Annotated in this window: 11 protein-coding genes; 7 read left to right on the top strand and 4 right to left on the bottom strand. The window is 41.9% G+C overall.

Translation table 11 applies throughout. The annotated features are described in order from the left end of the window. Positions 1-18 precede the first annotated feature (18 nt). The gene (locus CC97_RS04525) at positions 19-636 is read right to left on the bottom strand and encodes a TetR/AcrR family transcriptional regulator (RefSeq protein WP_044974016.1); all 618 of its coding nucleotides are present in this window, start codon (positions 634-636) and stop codon (positions 19-21) included. A gap of 330 nt (positions 637-966) precedes the next feature. Here CC97_RS04525 and CC97_RS04520 point away from each other — a divergent pair, with 330 nt between their 5' ends. Then, the gene (locus CC97_RS04520; protein ID WP_044974015.1) at positions 967-3,072 is read left to right on the top strand and encodes an MMPL family transporter; all 2,106 of its coding nucleotides are present in this window, start codon (positions 967-969) and stop codon (positions 3,070-3,072) included. A 56-nt stretch (positions 3,073-3,128) separates the two neighbouring features. Then, positions 3,129-5,879, top strand: a complete 2,751-nt coding sequence (locus CC97_RS04515) for a hypothetical protein (RefSeq protein ID WP_044974014.1) — start codon at positions 3,129-3,131, stop codon at positions 5,877-5,879. A 209-nt stretch (positions 5,880-6,088) separates the two neighbouring features. Here the strand turns inward: CC97_RS04515 and CC97_RS04510 are convergent, their stop codons facing one another. Then, positions 6,089-7,075: a radical SAM protein gene (locus tag CC97_RS04510; RefSeq protein WP_044974013.1), complete on the bottom strand. Its 987-nt coding sequence runs from the start codon at positions 7,073-7,075 to the stop codon at positions 6,089-6,091. Between the two features lie 225 nt (positions 7,076-7,300). On the opposite strand from CC97_RS04510, the gene CC97_RS04505 reads away from it, so the two are divergent. After that, on the top strand, positions 7,301-9,259 hold the full coding sequence (locus CC97_RS04505) for a YgiQ family radical SAM protein (protein WP_044974012.1): 1,959 nt from the start codon (positions 7,301-7,303) through the stop codon (positions 9,257-9,259). 37 nt (positions 9,260-9,296) lie between these two features. Then, complete coding sequence (locus CC97_RS04500) at positions 9,297-10,217, top strand: aldo/keto reductase (protein WP_044974011.1); 921 nt, start codon at positions 9,297-9,299, stop codon at positions 10,215-10,217. A 115-nt stretch (positions 10,218-10,332) separates the two neighbouring features. Here CC97_RS04500 and CC97_RS04495 read toward each other — a convergent pair whose 3' ends face one another. Next, positions 10,333-11,562 carry an AI-2E family transporter gene (locus CC97_RS04495; protein ID WP_044974010.1) on the bottom strand — a complete coding sequence of 410 codons (1,230 nt, stop codon included), beginning with the start codon at positions 11,560-11,562 and terminating at the stop codon, positions 10,333-10,335. A 267-nt stretch (positions 11,563-11,829) separates the two neighbouring features. Between CC97_RS04495 and CC97_RS04490 the strand changes: the two genes are divergently transcribed. Genes CC97_RS04490 through CC97_RS04485 form a run of 3 tightly spaced genes read left to right on the top strand, consistent with a single transcriptional unit; the run spans position 11,830 to position 14,114 of the window. Then, positions 11,830-12,606: a hypothetical protein gene (locus tag CC97_RS04490; protein ID WP_044974009.1), complete on the top strand. Its 777-nt coding sequence runs from the start codon at positions 11,830-11,832 to the stop codon at positions 12,604-12,606. A 28-nt stretch (positions 12,607-12,634) separates the two neighbouring features. After that, positions 12,635-12,901, top strand: a complete 267-nt coding sequence (locus CC97_RS21520; RefSeq protein WP_347493465.1) for a hypothetical protein — start codon at positions 12,635-12,637, stop codon at positions 12,899-12,901. Further along, positions 12,885-14,114 (top strand): monomeric [FeFe] hydrogenase, encoded by a 1,230-nt coding sequence (locus CC97_RS04485; protein WP_347493464.1) that lies wholly within the window; start codon positions 12,885-12,887, stop codon positions 14,112-14,114. Before CC97_RS21520 ends, CC97_RS04485 begins: the two co-directional genes overlap by 17 nt. Positions 14,115-14,259: 145 nt before the next feature. Here CC97_RS04485 and CC97_RS04480 read toward each other — a convergent pair whose 3' ends face one another. Then, the gene (locus tag CC97_RS04480; RefSeq protein ID WP_044974008.1) at positions 14,260-15,819 is read right to left on the bottom strand and encodes a hypothetical protein; all 1,560 of its coding nucleotides are present in this window, start codon (positions 15,817-15,819) and stop codon (positions 14,260-14,262) included. Between the last annotated feature and the right edge of the window lie 62 nt (positions 15,820-15,881).

The following is a 15,881-nucleotide window of genomic DNA, read 5'->3' as shown; positions in this document are numbered from 1 at the left end:
CTGACGGTTAATTCCGTATTACTCACATTTGTCAGGAACTTTCTGATACTGAGCGATTATATTGCGGATAGTTCTGAATATATGCGGTTTCAGTTCATCGATAAGTACCGGCTCCTTGTAAAGGATCGGTGAATACGACACGGAACTTACAAATTCACAGATCATATAGAACATTATTTCAGGTGATTCAATATTGTCGCCTTCTTCCGACATGATCTTTTCGTAGGTTGCTGCTATTCCCTGCTCTGATCTGCTTTCGCCGGAATCTATAAGGTTCTTGAAAATTCCCCAGCTGAGATTCTTGCTGATAAACAGAAGCAGTGCCTGGTTTTCTACCAGCTGATCTATTATGTTGTTTACTACGAAAATGACCTTGTCAGTGAAAGTTTTCTGAGGATCTTTTTCAAGAGCTTCAACAGCCTTTTCAAAGAGTTTTTCCGTTTTGTGTCCGATAAGCTTGTTTTTTATATCTATCTTATCTCTGAAATACAGATAGAAAGTCCCTTTAGCTACACCGGCACGGTCAGCAATGTCTGAAATTGAAGTATTTCCAACGCCTTTTGTTGTAAAAAGCTCAAATGCAGTCTGAAGAAGCGAATTTCTTTTCTGCAGTTTCTTTTCGTCAACTCTGCTCATTACAATAACACCTTCGGTATAATATTCAGAATGCGGTTTGCAGTTACATTCTGTACTAATCGTGTCAGATGGGGCCTGACAGTAAACTATTGAACATAGTTTGTTCTTAAATAAGTATAATATATAATTACATCACTGTCAATATGGCTATACTGCACAAATAAAGGCCAGAATATTCACTGCCTATGTAGAATATTGACAATATTCTGACCAACGGTCATTTTTCTTACTAAAAGATATTGACTGATGGTCAGTTTTGAAATATAATATAATTCAAAGAGATATATAAAAATTACTCTATTACAAAACAAAAAAACGGAGGTAATTGAAATGCTGCAGAGCTTTGGTAATTTTATTGCAAAGCACCGTAGATTAATAATCCTGTTTTACGTACTTCTGCTTATACCTTCAGTATTCGGGTATGTTAAAACCAGAATAAACTACGATGTACTCAGCTATCTTCCTGACACACTTGAAACAGTTAAAGGTCAGGACATTATGGTTGACGAATTCAAATCGGGCGCGTTTTCCATGATCATTGTGGAGAACATGGATAACAAAGACGTTGTTACGCTGAAAAAGAAGATCGAGAACGTTGATCACGTAAGCAGCGTTATCTGGTACGACGATATTTTTGATATCTCAGTTCCTGAAAACATGCTTCCGTCTAAGATACGTGATGCTCTTTTTAACGGTGATTCCACTATGATGGTTGCTCTTTTCGATAACACCACTTCATCAGATGAAACAATGGATGCAGTTACCGAAATGAGAAAAATAACCGGAAAACAGTGCTTCATAAGCGGTATGTCCGGTGTCGTTACAGATATCAAGTCATTATACCTTAAGGAAATGCCTTCATATATTGCAGTAGCAGCTATACTTTCACTTATAGTTCTCTGCCTGGCAATGGATTCATTCCTTGTTCCGGTGCTCTTTCTTTCAAGTATAGGTGCTGCGATAATATATAATCTCGGAAGCAACGTTATTATCGGCGAGATCTCATATGTAACTCTTGCACTGTCAGCGGTACTTCAGCTTGGCGTTACAATGGACTATTCGATCTTCCTTCTTAACAGCTACATGGAAAGAAGAAAGAAATATCCGAGTGAACAGGCTATGGCAAAGGCCATTGAAGATACGTTCCGTTCTGTAACAGGCAGTTCGGTAACAACAGTTGCCGGATTTGCAGCTCTTATGCTTATGACTTTCGCTCTTGGCAAAAACATTGGTATAGTTATGATGAAGGGTGTAGTTATCGGGGTTATCTGCTGCGTTACTCTCCTCCCTTCTATGATACTCTGCTTTGAAAAAGGCATCGACAAAACAACTCACAAACCTTTCATTCCTTCACTTGATAAAGTTTCAGACTTCATTACAAAGCATACAACAGTCTGGCTTATGATATTTGCTCTGTTATGTGTTCCTTGTTTTTACGGAAACCAGAACAACGAACTCTATTATAACATCGACAGTTCACTTCCTGAAACACTTGACAGTGCGGTAGCCAACAAAAAGCTTGAGGAAGATTTTGATATGAATACGGTTTACATGATGCTCCTTAAAAACGGCCTTTCTGCAGCTGATAAACAGCAGATGATGGATGAAATAAAGGACGTTGAAGGTGTAAACTGGGTTATCGGTCTTGATTCATTAGTAGGACCGGCTGTACCTGATTCGGCAATTCCTGAAGATATACGCGGAAAACTCAAAAGCGAAAACTACGAACTCGAACTTATAAGCTCGAACTACAAAACGGCTACAACTGAAGCAAATGATCAGATAGGTAAAGTAAACGAGATACTTAAATCATACAGCAAGGATTCACTCATAGTTGGTGAAGCACCGCTCACAAGAGATCTTGCGGACGTTACTGACGTGGACATCACAATAGTTAATATCGTATCAATTGCAGCGATCTTCATTATTGTCATGATCGTTTTCAAGTCACTTTCGATACCGGTGATCCTTGTCAGTGTTATTGAATTTGCGATCTGCATTAATATGTCATTCCCGTATTACATGCATACTCCCCTTCCTTTCGTTGCAAGCATAGTTATCGGAACGATCCAGCTTGGCGCAACAGTCGATTATGCAATACTTATGACCAGCAAATATCAGGAATACAGACTGAAAGGCAATGATAAATATGAAGCTGTACGAAAAGCTCACCGTTCATCAATAAAACCTGTAATTATCAGCGGTACAAGCCTTTTTGCTGCAACATTCGGCGTAGGTCTTTGTTCCGATATCGATATGATCAGTTCTATCACAGTTCTTCTTTCAAGAGGTGCCGTTATAAGTACTTTGGTTGTACTTACCGTTCTTCCTTCAATGCTTATTGTACTTGACAGGATCATATGCGCAACTACGGCCGGTATGAAAGATCTTTACAGAAATAAAGCTTCGGACAGCAGAAACGCTGCTCACGTTTAAGGAGGAATATATTATGAAATCGAAATATACAAAAATAATCGCAGGAGTAACAGCACTTGTTTTTATCATCAGGTTTTACAGTTCTTTATGCTGAAAGCAGAAATGAAACCGGAGAAACGGAAGAAAGTTCAGCGGCAGAGGCTAAATCAGAAGAAATACAGGAAACTGAAAAAACCGCAGTCTCCTCACAGAGCGGCGATACAATTACAAAGAGCGAAACAGTCTATGTAAATGCATCTGCTGACGGTAATACAGAAGATGTTACTGTAAGCGACTGGATCTCAAATCCTGATTCACTGCAGATACTTGACGATGTTTCCGAACTTAAAGATATCGTTAATGTCAAGGGAAGCGAAGCATATTCAGAGACGGGAAGCAGCCTGGCATGGCAGGCCGGAGGATCTGATATTTACTATCAGGGAAAAACAGACCGTGACCTTCCTGTAGAGCTTACCGTAACTTACACACTTGACGGAAACAAGGTCACCCCTTCCGAACTTGCCGGAAAGAGTGGACATGTTACTATCCGTTTTGACTATACCAATAATGAAAAGAGAACTGTAGATGTTGACGGAAAGAAATATACCGTTTCCGTTCCGTTTGCAGCAGTTACCGGTCTTGTGCTCGACAGCAGCAGATTTACCAATGTGGAAGCAGAAAACGGAAAAGTAGTTTCAGACGGAAACAGATGTATAGTCGCCGGAGGTGCTTTCCCGGGCCTTAAGGAAAGCCTTGAAACAGGAAAACAGATAAATGATTCTGCTATTGATACAAGCATGATCAATATACCGGAATATTTTGAAGTCTCAGCTGATGTAAACGACTTTGCACTTGAAACATCAGTTACAGTAGTTACAAATGAGATCTTTAACGAAATCGGCATCGATCCGACATCAACCGTTGATGAACTGAAGTCAAAGATCGATGAACTTACCGAAGCTTCCCTTAAACTCAAAAACGGAACTTCTGAACTTTATGACGGTATTGACACACTTCTTGAAAAATCAAAGGATCTGAAGACTGGCGTCGGAAAACTTTCAGACGGCGCGGCAAAGCTTAACGATGCTGCCGGTCAGATAAATGACGGTGCTTCAAAGCTTTCCGAAGGTGCAGGAAAACTTAAAGAAGGCGGAAAAAAACTTGACGGAGGTATCGGCGAACTTACAGACGGTGTAGATTCACTTAAGGAAGGTACCGGTGCACTTAAGAACGGCGCAGGTTCACTTAAGGAAGGCACTTCGGCTCTTTCTGAAGGTGCAGCCTCACTTAAGAACGGTACTGCTGCCCTTTCCGAAGGTGCTTCATCACTTAAGGAAGGTACTTCTTCCCTTTCAGCCGGAGCTGCCGAACTTTCAGGCGGAGCCAGAACTCTCAGTGAAGGAACAGTTTCACTCGACAGCGGTGTCGAAGATCTTGGTAACGGCCTTAACAGCTTAAGTGCCGGATTTATCAAACTTACTTCAAATACAGAAGCACTTCTTAACGGATCGGCTGAATATCTCAACGGAATCAAGGCTTTACGTGACGGACTTGCTGAAGTTTCAGCAGATACTTCACAGCTTAAGGTGCTTGTGGATTCCTCATCTGCTATAAAGCAGGGCATTACAGATCTTAACAGTGCAGCTGAACAGTTAAAGGCAGCTTCAGGTTCAGAGGCCATGAAGAACCGTTTTGCTGAAAACGGCCTTGATACAGATTCTCTGGCAGCGGGAAATGCAGCATGCATCGAAACTCTTGAATCTCAGATAGCAGCACTTTCCTCACAGGCCGAAGCACTTGCCGCTGTGGAAGGCTGCGAGGAACAGGCTGCCGCACTTAATGAACAGATAGCTTCACTGAAAAATATTGTGACTGTTCTTAAAGGTGACAGCGCATTTATTGAAGGTTCACTTAACTATTCAGACGGTATCAGTGAAGCAGCCGCTAAAATTGCAGAAGGTACTGCTTCTCTTAAGGCAAGCTACGAACAGTTTGATGCTGCTATAAACGCTCTTGCCGAAAAGCTCTCAGGAACTACTGAAAACATATGCAAGATAAAGAATGCCGTTGATCAGCTTGCTGAAAGCTATGAAAAGGTAAACGGTGGTATAGTTTCATATACAAACGGTGTAAACGAACTGAACGAAGGCTGCAGCAGGATCACTTCAGGTGTTCAGAAACTTAAGGCAGGTACAAATTCACTTAAGGACGGCGCTGCAAACCTTTCAGCTGGTGCCGATGCATTGAGCACCGGAGCAAAGAGCGTTGACGAAGGAACAGGTACACTTGCAGACGGAATCGGCAAAGCTGACGCTGGCGCTGCTTCACTTGCTGACGGTGCTGTAAAGGTTGATGACGGTGCTTCTGCTCTTCTTAACGGTATCACAGAGGCAGATAAAGGAACAGAAAAGCTTGCCGAAGGAGCAAAGGAACTTAAGAAGGGTTCCGGTTCTCTTTTCGGAGGAATCAAGGAACTGTTTGATTCCCTTAATATATTCAAAAAAGGTACATCTGATTTTGCTTCCGGTTCTTCAGAACTTTCAGGCGGTATCGGCAGTCTTAAAAACGGAACAGATGCTCTTATCGACGGAATCGGTAAAATACACGACGGTGCTTCCGAATTAAAGGACGGTATGACAAAATTCGATGAAGAAGGCATTGGAAAGATCTCGGATACTGTCAATAACGAGGTCGCTGATTTTACAGACAGACTTAAGGCGCTTTCAAAGGCATCGGAAGAATATACTTCATTCTCAGGAAAATCTGATTCAATGAAGGGCAGCGTAAAATTCGTTATCGAAACAGACCAAATAGGTGCAGATGACTGATAAACCTGACTTTCCTTTTACAAAAACAGCAATAAAACGATCATACTTTACAACTTCAGTTTACAAATACAGAACATAAAAAGAAAGAGTCGTTCCTCATAGATTTTTGAGGAACGACTTTTTGGTAAACAATGATCAAGCCGGAATACGGCTTCGCCGTATTCCGAGTAGAGAGATTACGTAACTGAAATCCCGTATTCCACTCAGATTTATGACGCAGAATGTCTCTTTTTTGCATATTTTTCTATTCTTTCAAGTGCGACCAGGGTCAGTATCTGCTGTTCAAGACAGCTGGCATCAGATACTGCCCTAAGCGTCCCGGATGTGGCCATTTTACGGCAGGCACAGGAATTATCGCAGTATTTCCGTATTTCGCAGTCATCACAATCTGAAGGATAGCTTGAATATTCCGGATACTTTTCTTTTATAGGTACTGTGTTTATACCGTTAAATACATCGCCGCACTGAAATTCTGCTCTGTTCTGGAACTGGAGACAGGGATAGATCTTTCCGTCCCAGTTAATGTACATTTTCCTTTTGCAAATATCACACTGATGCGGCTTCTGGTCCGTAATTGCTGTGATCTTGTTTATTATTTCAAGAATAGAGATACCGGAAACCGAAGCTGCTTCACGCCACGCCTTCAGGAGCATGTCTCCGAATGCATCAGTATCTGCAGGACATGTACTCTCTTCCATTATAGCAGATGCTGCAGTGATACCGAGATCGCGGAAATAACGGATGTTATCAGGCAGTTTAGGAAGAGTCTTTTCTGTATAAACGAGCTGAAGCAGGATCTCGCGCTGATATTTCTGCAGTATTCTGATCTTTTCGTTGAGCACCTCCGGATCGATACCGCGTGCTGAAAGATCTGCTCCGTCATGGGAAACATTGAATTTTACTCCGTGTTCCGAGCACCATTTAATATAATTCTCATCAAGAAGCGTTCCGTTTGTGGTGATTATATAGCTGTTTGCTTTCGTCTGCAGGGTTATCTTTTTTATGATATCTTTCCCGAGCAAAGGTTCACCGCCGAAAAAGTAAATGGTTCCTGTATTTGGGATGGAATTAACGAATTCTATAACTGCATCTGTGGTTTTATCGTCAAGCATACCCATTTCCGTATTGAGTTTTTTCTCGTAGCAGTACTCGCAGTGCAGGTTGCAGCGGTTAGTTATACTTATATAGTAGTCCATGTTTTTCTTCTCCTTTGCAAACACTGAAATGAATACAGATCAGTGCAGGCTGAGCGGGAAATCCCCGGAATTCGGTTTTGCATACCGTGTTTTCATATTGTTATACAATTATAGCACAGACCTTAAGACTATTACAATTATTATTTTGCTGTTTTTCTGAAAATTGACAATTCCGACCGGTTATGTTATTATATAAATATCTATCTTTTACGTGGAGATGACGTTATGTACGAAGGATTTCTGCCTACAACCAGAAAGGAAATGGAAGAACTGGGTATTGATCAGTTCGATTTTATTTATATAACCGGTGATGCCTATGTTGATCATCCGAGTTTCGGAGCGACTATTATAACGAGACTTATAGAGGCTATGGGTTTTACTGTGGGAATTATTTCACAGCCGGACTGGAGATGTGACAGAGACTTCAGACGTTTCGGAAGGCCTAAATATGCGTTTCTCGTTACTTCGGGAAACATTGATTCAATGGTCGCCCACTATACTGCGGCTAAAAGGAAACGTTCGGAAGACGCCTATTCTCCTGGCGGAGTGGCAGGAAAACGTCCTGACCGTGCGGTTATAGTTTACTGTCAGAAAATCAGGGAGTACTTCGGTGATGTTCCGATCGCCATCGGCGGACTGGAAGCCTCCCTGCGCCGTTTTGCCCACTACGACTACTGGGATGATGCTGTACGTGCATCAGTACTGGTTGACAGCGGCGCGGATATACTCATGTACGGTATGGGCGAACACCAGATAAAAGAGATATGCACACGTCTTTCAGAGGGTGAAGATATTCATTCCATCCACGATGTACGCGGGACATGTTATCTCACTGAACCGGTCAATACCCCTCTGGGTGCTGCACAGTGTCCGTCATTTGAGCAGGTTCGTGACAATAAGCTTGAATATGCAAAAGCAGTTAAAATACAGTATGACTGGCAGGACGAGGTCTACGGAAAGACGGTAATCCAGCGTCACGGAAAAATGATGCTCGTACAGAACCCGCCTGCATACAGTCTGACGACCGAAGAACTTGACTACATTTACAGTCTTCCCTACACAAGAGCGATCCATCCGAGCTATGAAGCTGAAGGCGGAGTACCGGGTATTGAGGAAGTCCGTTTTTCCATTACCCACAACCGCGGATGTTTCGGCTACTGCAACTTCTGTTCCATTGCTCTGCATCAGGGACGAAGGATCACTGTACGAAGTGAGGAATCTGTTCTGAAGGAAGCTGAACGTATCACGCAGATGCCTGATTTCAAGGGCTACATTCATGATGTCGGCGGTCCTACAGCAAACTTCCGCCACACATCCTGCGAAAAGCAGCTGAGCAAAGGACTGTGCATGGGAAAGAAATGTCTCGCTCCGACACCGTGTCCTGCGCTTAAGGCAGATCACACGGAATATCTCGCAATGCTCAGAAAGATAAGAAAGATCAAGGGCATAAAGAAAGTTTTCATCCGTTCGGGGATCCGCTACGACTATCTTATGCAGGATAAGAACGATGAATTCATACGCGAGCTTATTCTCCATCATGTCAGCGGACAGCTGAAAGTCGCTCCGGAACACTGTTCCGCTGTAGTGCTTGATAAAATGGGAAAGCCTCACATTGAAGCGTACAAGGCCTTCCAGAAACGTTTCTATGAGATCACAAAAGGAATGGACAAGGAACAGTACCTTGTCCCGTACCTGATGTCATCCCATCCGGGCAGCACTCTTAACGAAGCAATCGAGCTTGCGCTTTTCCTGAAGGAAAACAAAATACGTCCGGAACAGGTGCAGGACTTCTACCCTACTCCGGGCACTATTTCAACTGCCATGTTCTATTCGGAAGTTGATCCGTATACAATGGAAAAGGTATATGTTCCGAAAACTCCGCAGGAAAAGGCGATGCAGCGTGCCCTGCTCCAGTATTTCCGTCCTCAGAACAGGGACATTGTACTTGAAGCACTGAAAAAAGCCGGAAGACGTGATCTTATCGGTTCATCGCCGAAATGTCTTGTTGAGGACTACCCTCAGAAAAACTCACCGAATAAAGGAAATAACTCATCGAAGAAGAATATTCCTCAGAAAAATGGTAATGCACCGAAGAAAAGTTCAGGCATCAGAAAACCGGGACAGTCTGACAACAGAAGAAACAACGGTAAGCATAACAATTATAAACCCAAATATAAACTATGATCATGAAGATAATTCATACCGGGGAGGTATTCTGATTATGAATAAAGAAGTAATGATAGGCACCTGGGCATGGGGTTCCGGTATCAGCGGAGCAAGGGCTGTTTTCGGAAATTCGCCGGATGTATCTGTTTTAAGGCAGACTTTCAGCAAAGCAGTGGAACTCGGTCTGTTAAACTGGGATACTGCTGCTGTATACGGAATGGGTACCTGTGAAGCCCTGCTTGGTTCCCTTATAAAAGGACAAAGTGATATTTTCATATCAACGAAATTCTTCCCGCCGAAAAAATATTCGAACGGTGAACTTACAAAGTCTTTTAATGAGAGTATGAAGCGTCTGCAGCGTGAAAATGCTGATCTTTTCTGGCTTCACACTCCGAATAATATCACCGCAAACCTGAAGGAAGCTGTTCCGCTTTTGAAAGAAGGCAGAATTAAAAGCATTGGCATTTCCAATGTTTCAATGGAACACATAAAAGAGGCTGAGAAAGCACTTTTTGAGTACGGCCTTAAACCGGGTGCGGTACAGAATCATTTCAGTCTTCTGAGAAACGACCAGCAGCCGATCATCGATTACTGCAATGCCAACGGAATGCGTTACTATGCTTATATGGTTCTCGAACAGGGAGCACTCGGAGGAAAATACAACGCTGAAAACCACTTCCCTGCACTGTCGATGCGTAATTTTGCATTTCCGAAAAGTAAGTTTAAGAAAATAGAAGGATTGCTTGCCATGATGCGTTCAATCGCAGAAAAATATAGTATCGATCCTTCACAGGTGCCGGTTCTGTGGGCTATTGCGAAGGGAACCGTGCCGATTGTCGGCATTACAAAACCTGTATATGCTGAAAAGCTTGCCGCAGCTCTCGAAGTAAACCTGACAGACGAAGAGATTGATATGCTTACTGAAGCAGCAAAAAAGACAGGCATCCGTCAGCAGGGTGTCTGGGAACCGCAGTAAAATAAAGATCCGGATGAAACTGATAGTTCATCCGGATCTTTATTTTATTTCATGTTTTTTGCTTCCATTATACAAAACCCGGATATTCACATTACGAACATCCGGGTATAATTTTTTAATTATCCTCTTCAAGATCAGAGAGCATTTCTCTGTCGCTTTCGCTTATCCCCTTTTTCAGCATTTCGAGATTTTTGGATTTTATACGTTCATCCACAAATTCTTTTGTAAGCGTGTAGATAACCGCAAATACCGGAACACCTGCAAGCATTCCGCCGAATCCAAAAAGATTTCCGAAGAAGAAAATCGAAAACATGATCCAGAAAGTCGGGAGATTAAGCTTGTTTCCGAGGATCTTAGGACCGAGTATATTACCGTCAAACTGCTGCAGAACAAGAATTATAATAATGAATGCTACAGTTTTCTGAGGCTGAGTAAGAAGCACAAGAACGATTGACGGAATAGCACCTATGAATGGTCCGAAGAACGGGATCATGTTTGTGATTCCGACGATAAAGCTTATGAGCATTGCATTGTCAAACTGGAAAATAACCATTACAATAAAGCAGAGCATGCCGATAACGAATGAGTCAAGTGATTTGCCGACAAGAAAATCACTGAAAATAGTGTTTGCGTGAGCACCCTTGCTTATTACCGTATCATATGTCTTCTTAGGAAGAACAGCATAGAAAAATTTCTTCGCCTGTCTTATAAAGTTTTCCTTGCTGTAAAGAAGATAGATTGAAACGATGTAACCGAGAAGGAAATCCTTGATACCCATAAGGAAACTGAATACACCGTCCTTGATAAGAACGAAATATCTTTCAAAAGTTGGTTTAACGTCTGTTATCCATCCTATTACATGATCGGAAATAGTGACATACTGCTGCTGGAACCAGTCGGTTACCTGCTCGTTGATCTCAGGATTTTTTTCAAGGAAATCAAGGGTTGAAACATACAACGAGTAGAGGTACTCAGGCATTTTGTTGAGCAGCGTTGATATACTCTCCACTATCTGAGGGACAGCCATTGCAACGAGGGCAACAATGGCAGAAAAACCGATCAGCGATGCTATGACGATGCTTATCGACCTGCACAGTTTGCTTTGCTTTTTCTTTCTAAGTACTCTTATAGTAAGAAACCGTTCTATTGTTCTTACAAGTGGCTGCATTATGTAGGCTATAACGAATCCCCATATAACAGGTGAAATAGCCTTTAATATGCTTCCAACGATTCCTATAAAGGAATTAAACCTGAAAGCAAGCAGTACGATCAGTACGCATATAGAAAAGACTATAACAGTATAATACGCTATTGTATTATACTTTTCATTAAATTTTATTTTCATCTTTTTGTCAACTCCATTTTCTTCATACTATTAAGTATATCATAACATTTATAAGAATTCAACTAAATTTTATCAGTGATTTTTTGCTGGAACGCAGGTTTATTCTTTAAACCTGTATCTGCCCTGTTTTTCAGATATGCAGCTTTATGATCAGTATAAAAATGTCTTTTTTTTAACATCATATTTTTTACAGAACAAATCATTGACCTTCTGACATTTTCGTGATACAATTAAAATATATATATGTTTTTAAAGGATGGAAAGAATATGAAAACTACAACAGCATTTTTTCTTACAGCTGCTATGGCTCTTTCATTTACAGGATGCGACAGTTCTGTTATAGGTTCAAAAGCGTGTTATACATCAACGGACGAAGTTACTCTTGAAAAACTCATTGAAAACTCAGAACCTGATAAAATGGTGGAATACAAGGGTGGCTTCAAGGAAGTGATCAGCTATTCAGGAAGCGGTCAGGATAACATGGATAACGGTGAGTTTGCTCTTGCCTACAAAAAGACAGGTGATCTCATCGAATTCAATTATACAGCAAAATATCCTGATGAATTCACGCAAAGTGTATATGTATCAAATGACAAGGACGATCCTAACCGATACACAAAAACTCCTATGGGTATCACTAAAAATGAACTTACTGACGAAGACCTTAAGCAGGTAATGTCAACAACTGTACTCGGCTATGTGAACTTTGATGCAAAACTTGAGGAAGTTACTTCAAAGGACGGTAATTACATTGCTAAGGTCAGCATCGCTCAGGACGGAAACAGTCTTGGCACTGACACTATTACTCTTGATCCTAAATCAGGCATGATACTGAAAGTAAAATCAGTTCAGCCGGAAGGACTTGAAGTTATATCGGAGTTTACATACACAAAGAATATAGAAATTGACAAGACTCCTGTGACAGAATATGTAGAACCTGTTGAACCTTCCGGGGATCCTTCAGATGAAGCAGCAGACGAAGAAGCTGGTGCAGCTGCCGGTGAAGCTTCGGAAACTGAGGCTCAGGCACCTGCAGCTGAATAACATTTCCTAAACCGGAGGCTCTGAATTAATGATAACCAACGACAAGATGTTTATTTCTTTCAAGCATAAAGTCATTGAAAGCGTTGCAAGGCTTGCCTGGGAAGATAAACTTGATGAAGACCACATCGATTCACTTAAGTACGAACTTATCCCTGGCCCAAAGCCGCAGTACAGATGCTGTATCTATAAAGAACGCGAGGTCGTTTCACAGAGAATAAGACTTGCCAGAGGGAAAAACACCACAGCTAACCCTGATTCAAAAAAATGTCGTTCAGGTCATGCAGGCGGCATGTGACCAGTGTCCGATTTCATCCTATACCGTAACGGACAACTGTCGACTGTGTCTCGGCAAAGCCTGCTACAGTTCCTGTAAATTCGGAGCTGTTTCCATCGGCGAAAAACGATCGAACATAGATCCTAACAAGTGCAGGGAGTGCGGCCAGTGTGCCGCAGCCTGTCCTTACGGAGTTATAGTACATCTTGTAAGGCCATGCAAAAAAGTCTGTCCCGTCGGTGCGGTCTCATTCGACGATAACGGTTTCTGTGTTATCGATGAATCCAAATGCATAAACTGCGGACACTGTATACACAGCTGTCCTTTCGGCGCGATAAGCTCAAAAACTTATCTGGTCCAGATAATAGAAGCGATAAAAGCCGGTAAAAATGTTATTGCAATGTGTGCACCTTCGATCGAAGGACAGTTCGGTGAAAATGTAACACTTCAGTCCATTAAAAATGCTCTTCTTAAAATCGGATTTTCCGATATGGTCGAAGTCGGACTCGGTGCAGATATAACAGCGGCATATGAAAGTGCCGAATGGAGCGAGGCAAAAAAGGAAGGCAGAAAGATGACTACATCCTGCTGCCCTGCTTTTATAAATATGCTCAAAAACAATTATCCGGAACAGTATAAGGAAAACATGTCCGAAATAGTTTCTCCTATGTGTGCTGTTTCAAGATACATGAAAGCACTCCACCCTGATTGTGTTACGGTATTTATAGGCCCGTGTATTGCAAAGAAATGGGAAACTCTTGATAAATCAGTCGAAGGAAATGCCGACTACGCGATAACCTTCGGTGAACTTCAGGTTCTCCTTCGTTCACGCGATCTGGAGTTTGAACCGACCGATGAGCAGTATCAGGAAGCTTCAGTATTCGGAAAGGGCTTTGCATCTGCAGGCGGCGTAGCGAATGCCGTTATTGAATGCATGAAGGAACGCGGCGAAGATACATCAGGAATTACACTTTATAAAGCGACCGGCGCACTTGAGTGCAAAAAGGCTCTTGCCCTTCTTAAAGCCGGAAAGCTTAATGAAGACTTTATTGAAGGTATGGCATGTACGGACGGATGTGTAGGCGGACCTTCAAATCACAGGGCTCCAGCCGAGATACACAAAGCACGTAAAGCACTTCTTGACAGTGCTGATGACAGACAGATACTCAAAAACATCGAAAAGTATCCTCTGGACAAATTCTCTATGTACCGTGACGGTCATATGGAGCATTAATGGCACACTTATCAGAACGAAGATCCGGCTCTGCCTCTAAATTCACATAGATTTATGAATAAAAAGGATCATCAAAGGACGATTATTTTCCTTTGATGATCCTTTTTTTGATTTGACTTTCTTAAGAACGGTCTTTAAGAAAAACTTATTTCTTTTCAACTGTAACCTGTGCTTTCCCGTCCTTGAAACTGATGTATTTTACAACATATCCTGTATCGACGGTTTCATAACCGCTGCTGTCATATGCCATAAGTCCTGTCTGTGTTTCTCCCGGTTTTAAGTAACCATGAGACGGATCATTTACAAGTCTAAGAATACGCTGCTTGTCATCACCGTTATATGTGTCAGCATAGTTATAGTATTTAAATTCTTTCTTTCCCCAGTAGGTTTTATGCATTTCTGCATCAGCGTGCATTATTCTGATACCTGTATTGTTTTTGTCATTATACCATCCGTTCAGAAAATTTCGGACATCATAGTTATTCCCTTCACAGCTCTGATAGTCTGCGATAAAATATTCTCCTGTGAAGTTTCCATTCCACGCTTTCAGCGGAAGAATAAGACAGCTTCCTTCTTTTGCAGGATCTGAAAGGAAAAATGTCTGTTCCCCTCCCCGGTTTATATCATATATCTGGACTTCATCTTCCCGCAGCCATCCGGCCATCAGTTTTGAAAATGTACAGTAATCACCAAGAGAATCATCCATTTTACAGTAGCCTGCAGGTCCTTTCAGGCCTTCGTAATCCTCAGACTCATATTTGTAATAATCCTGAAGGCCCATACAGTGTCCGAACTCATGTGTATAATCCCTTTTGAAAGTATACATGTTGTCTTTGTAAGGCATTGTACTCATTCCTGCGTATTTTACAACTTTAACGCCGTCGACCCTGAAGTACGGATCATAGTACCAGGTGTGTGTTGCTGCGTACCAGAATGACTTAAGAGATGATGACGCTTTATCGAGAGGTACAGTAAATGTAAGAACATCTATGTCCCCGTCGCCGTCACCGTCAAAATCAGAATAATTGATCTTGTCATCCAGTGCTTTCAGGACATCTTTCATCATTTTTTCCCTGCTGGCAAGATCGATACTGTAGTCTTCGATATCTGCATTAAGAGTGCAGTAAAAAAAATCTCCGGACATTGTAAGATTGCCGTATGACGCCCTTTCGATAAATGCAGTAAGACTTTCATAAGGGAACTTTGCCTTACCTTCCCCGAACAGTTCGGTTTTAAGATCTTCTTCACTCATTTTTTTACTGTCGCTGAACCTGGCGTTATTAAATTCCACGAGTATGTTCAGGGAACGAACCTCACCGGTAGTCTGGGCACATGCAGTCAGTCCTTCAAGTGAAGAAGGAATAAGTGCAGATTCTGTGATCGTAAATGTCTTTAAAGTATATTTTTCAGGGTCGCTGTTCAGGAGATATCCGGTCAGATAAATACTGTCCTGCCAGTCAGCATTTCCTGTTTCTCCCGCATCAGCGATCTGTTCGGATAAAGGATCATTATCTTTTTCCCCGGAAAGAATATAGGACTTGTGCAGTACAAGATCTGCAATATTTACCTTACCGTTTCGGTCCATATCTCCGCGGATGTAACCCGATGTTACTGCTTCTCCTGAAGTTTGCATACAAAAAACGGACGAAAACAGCAGTGCAGCAGCAGACATCATTGCTGCAGGTTTCCTTAATTGCTTTATCATATATATTCGATCCTCCTGCCGGTTTAATTAGTGCAATTTCACTTAATATTATAGCACTACGG

The sequence above is a fragment of the Ruminococcus sp. HUN007 genome (assembly GCF_000712055.1).
Taxonomy (GTDB): domain Bacteria; phylum Bacillota; class Clostridia; order Oscillospirales; family Ruminococcaceae; genus HUN007.
The sequence above is the reverse complement of the archived record's forward strand: the minus strand, read 5'-3'. Positions and strand labels throughout refer to the sequence as shown.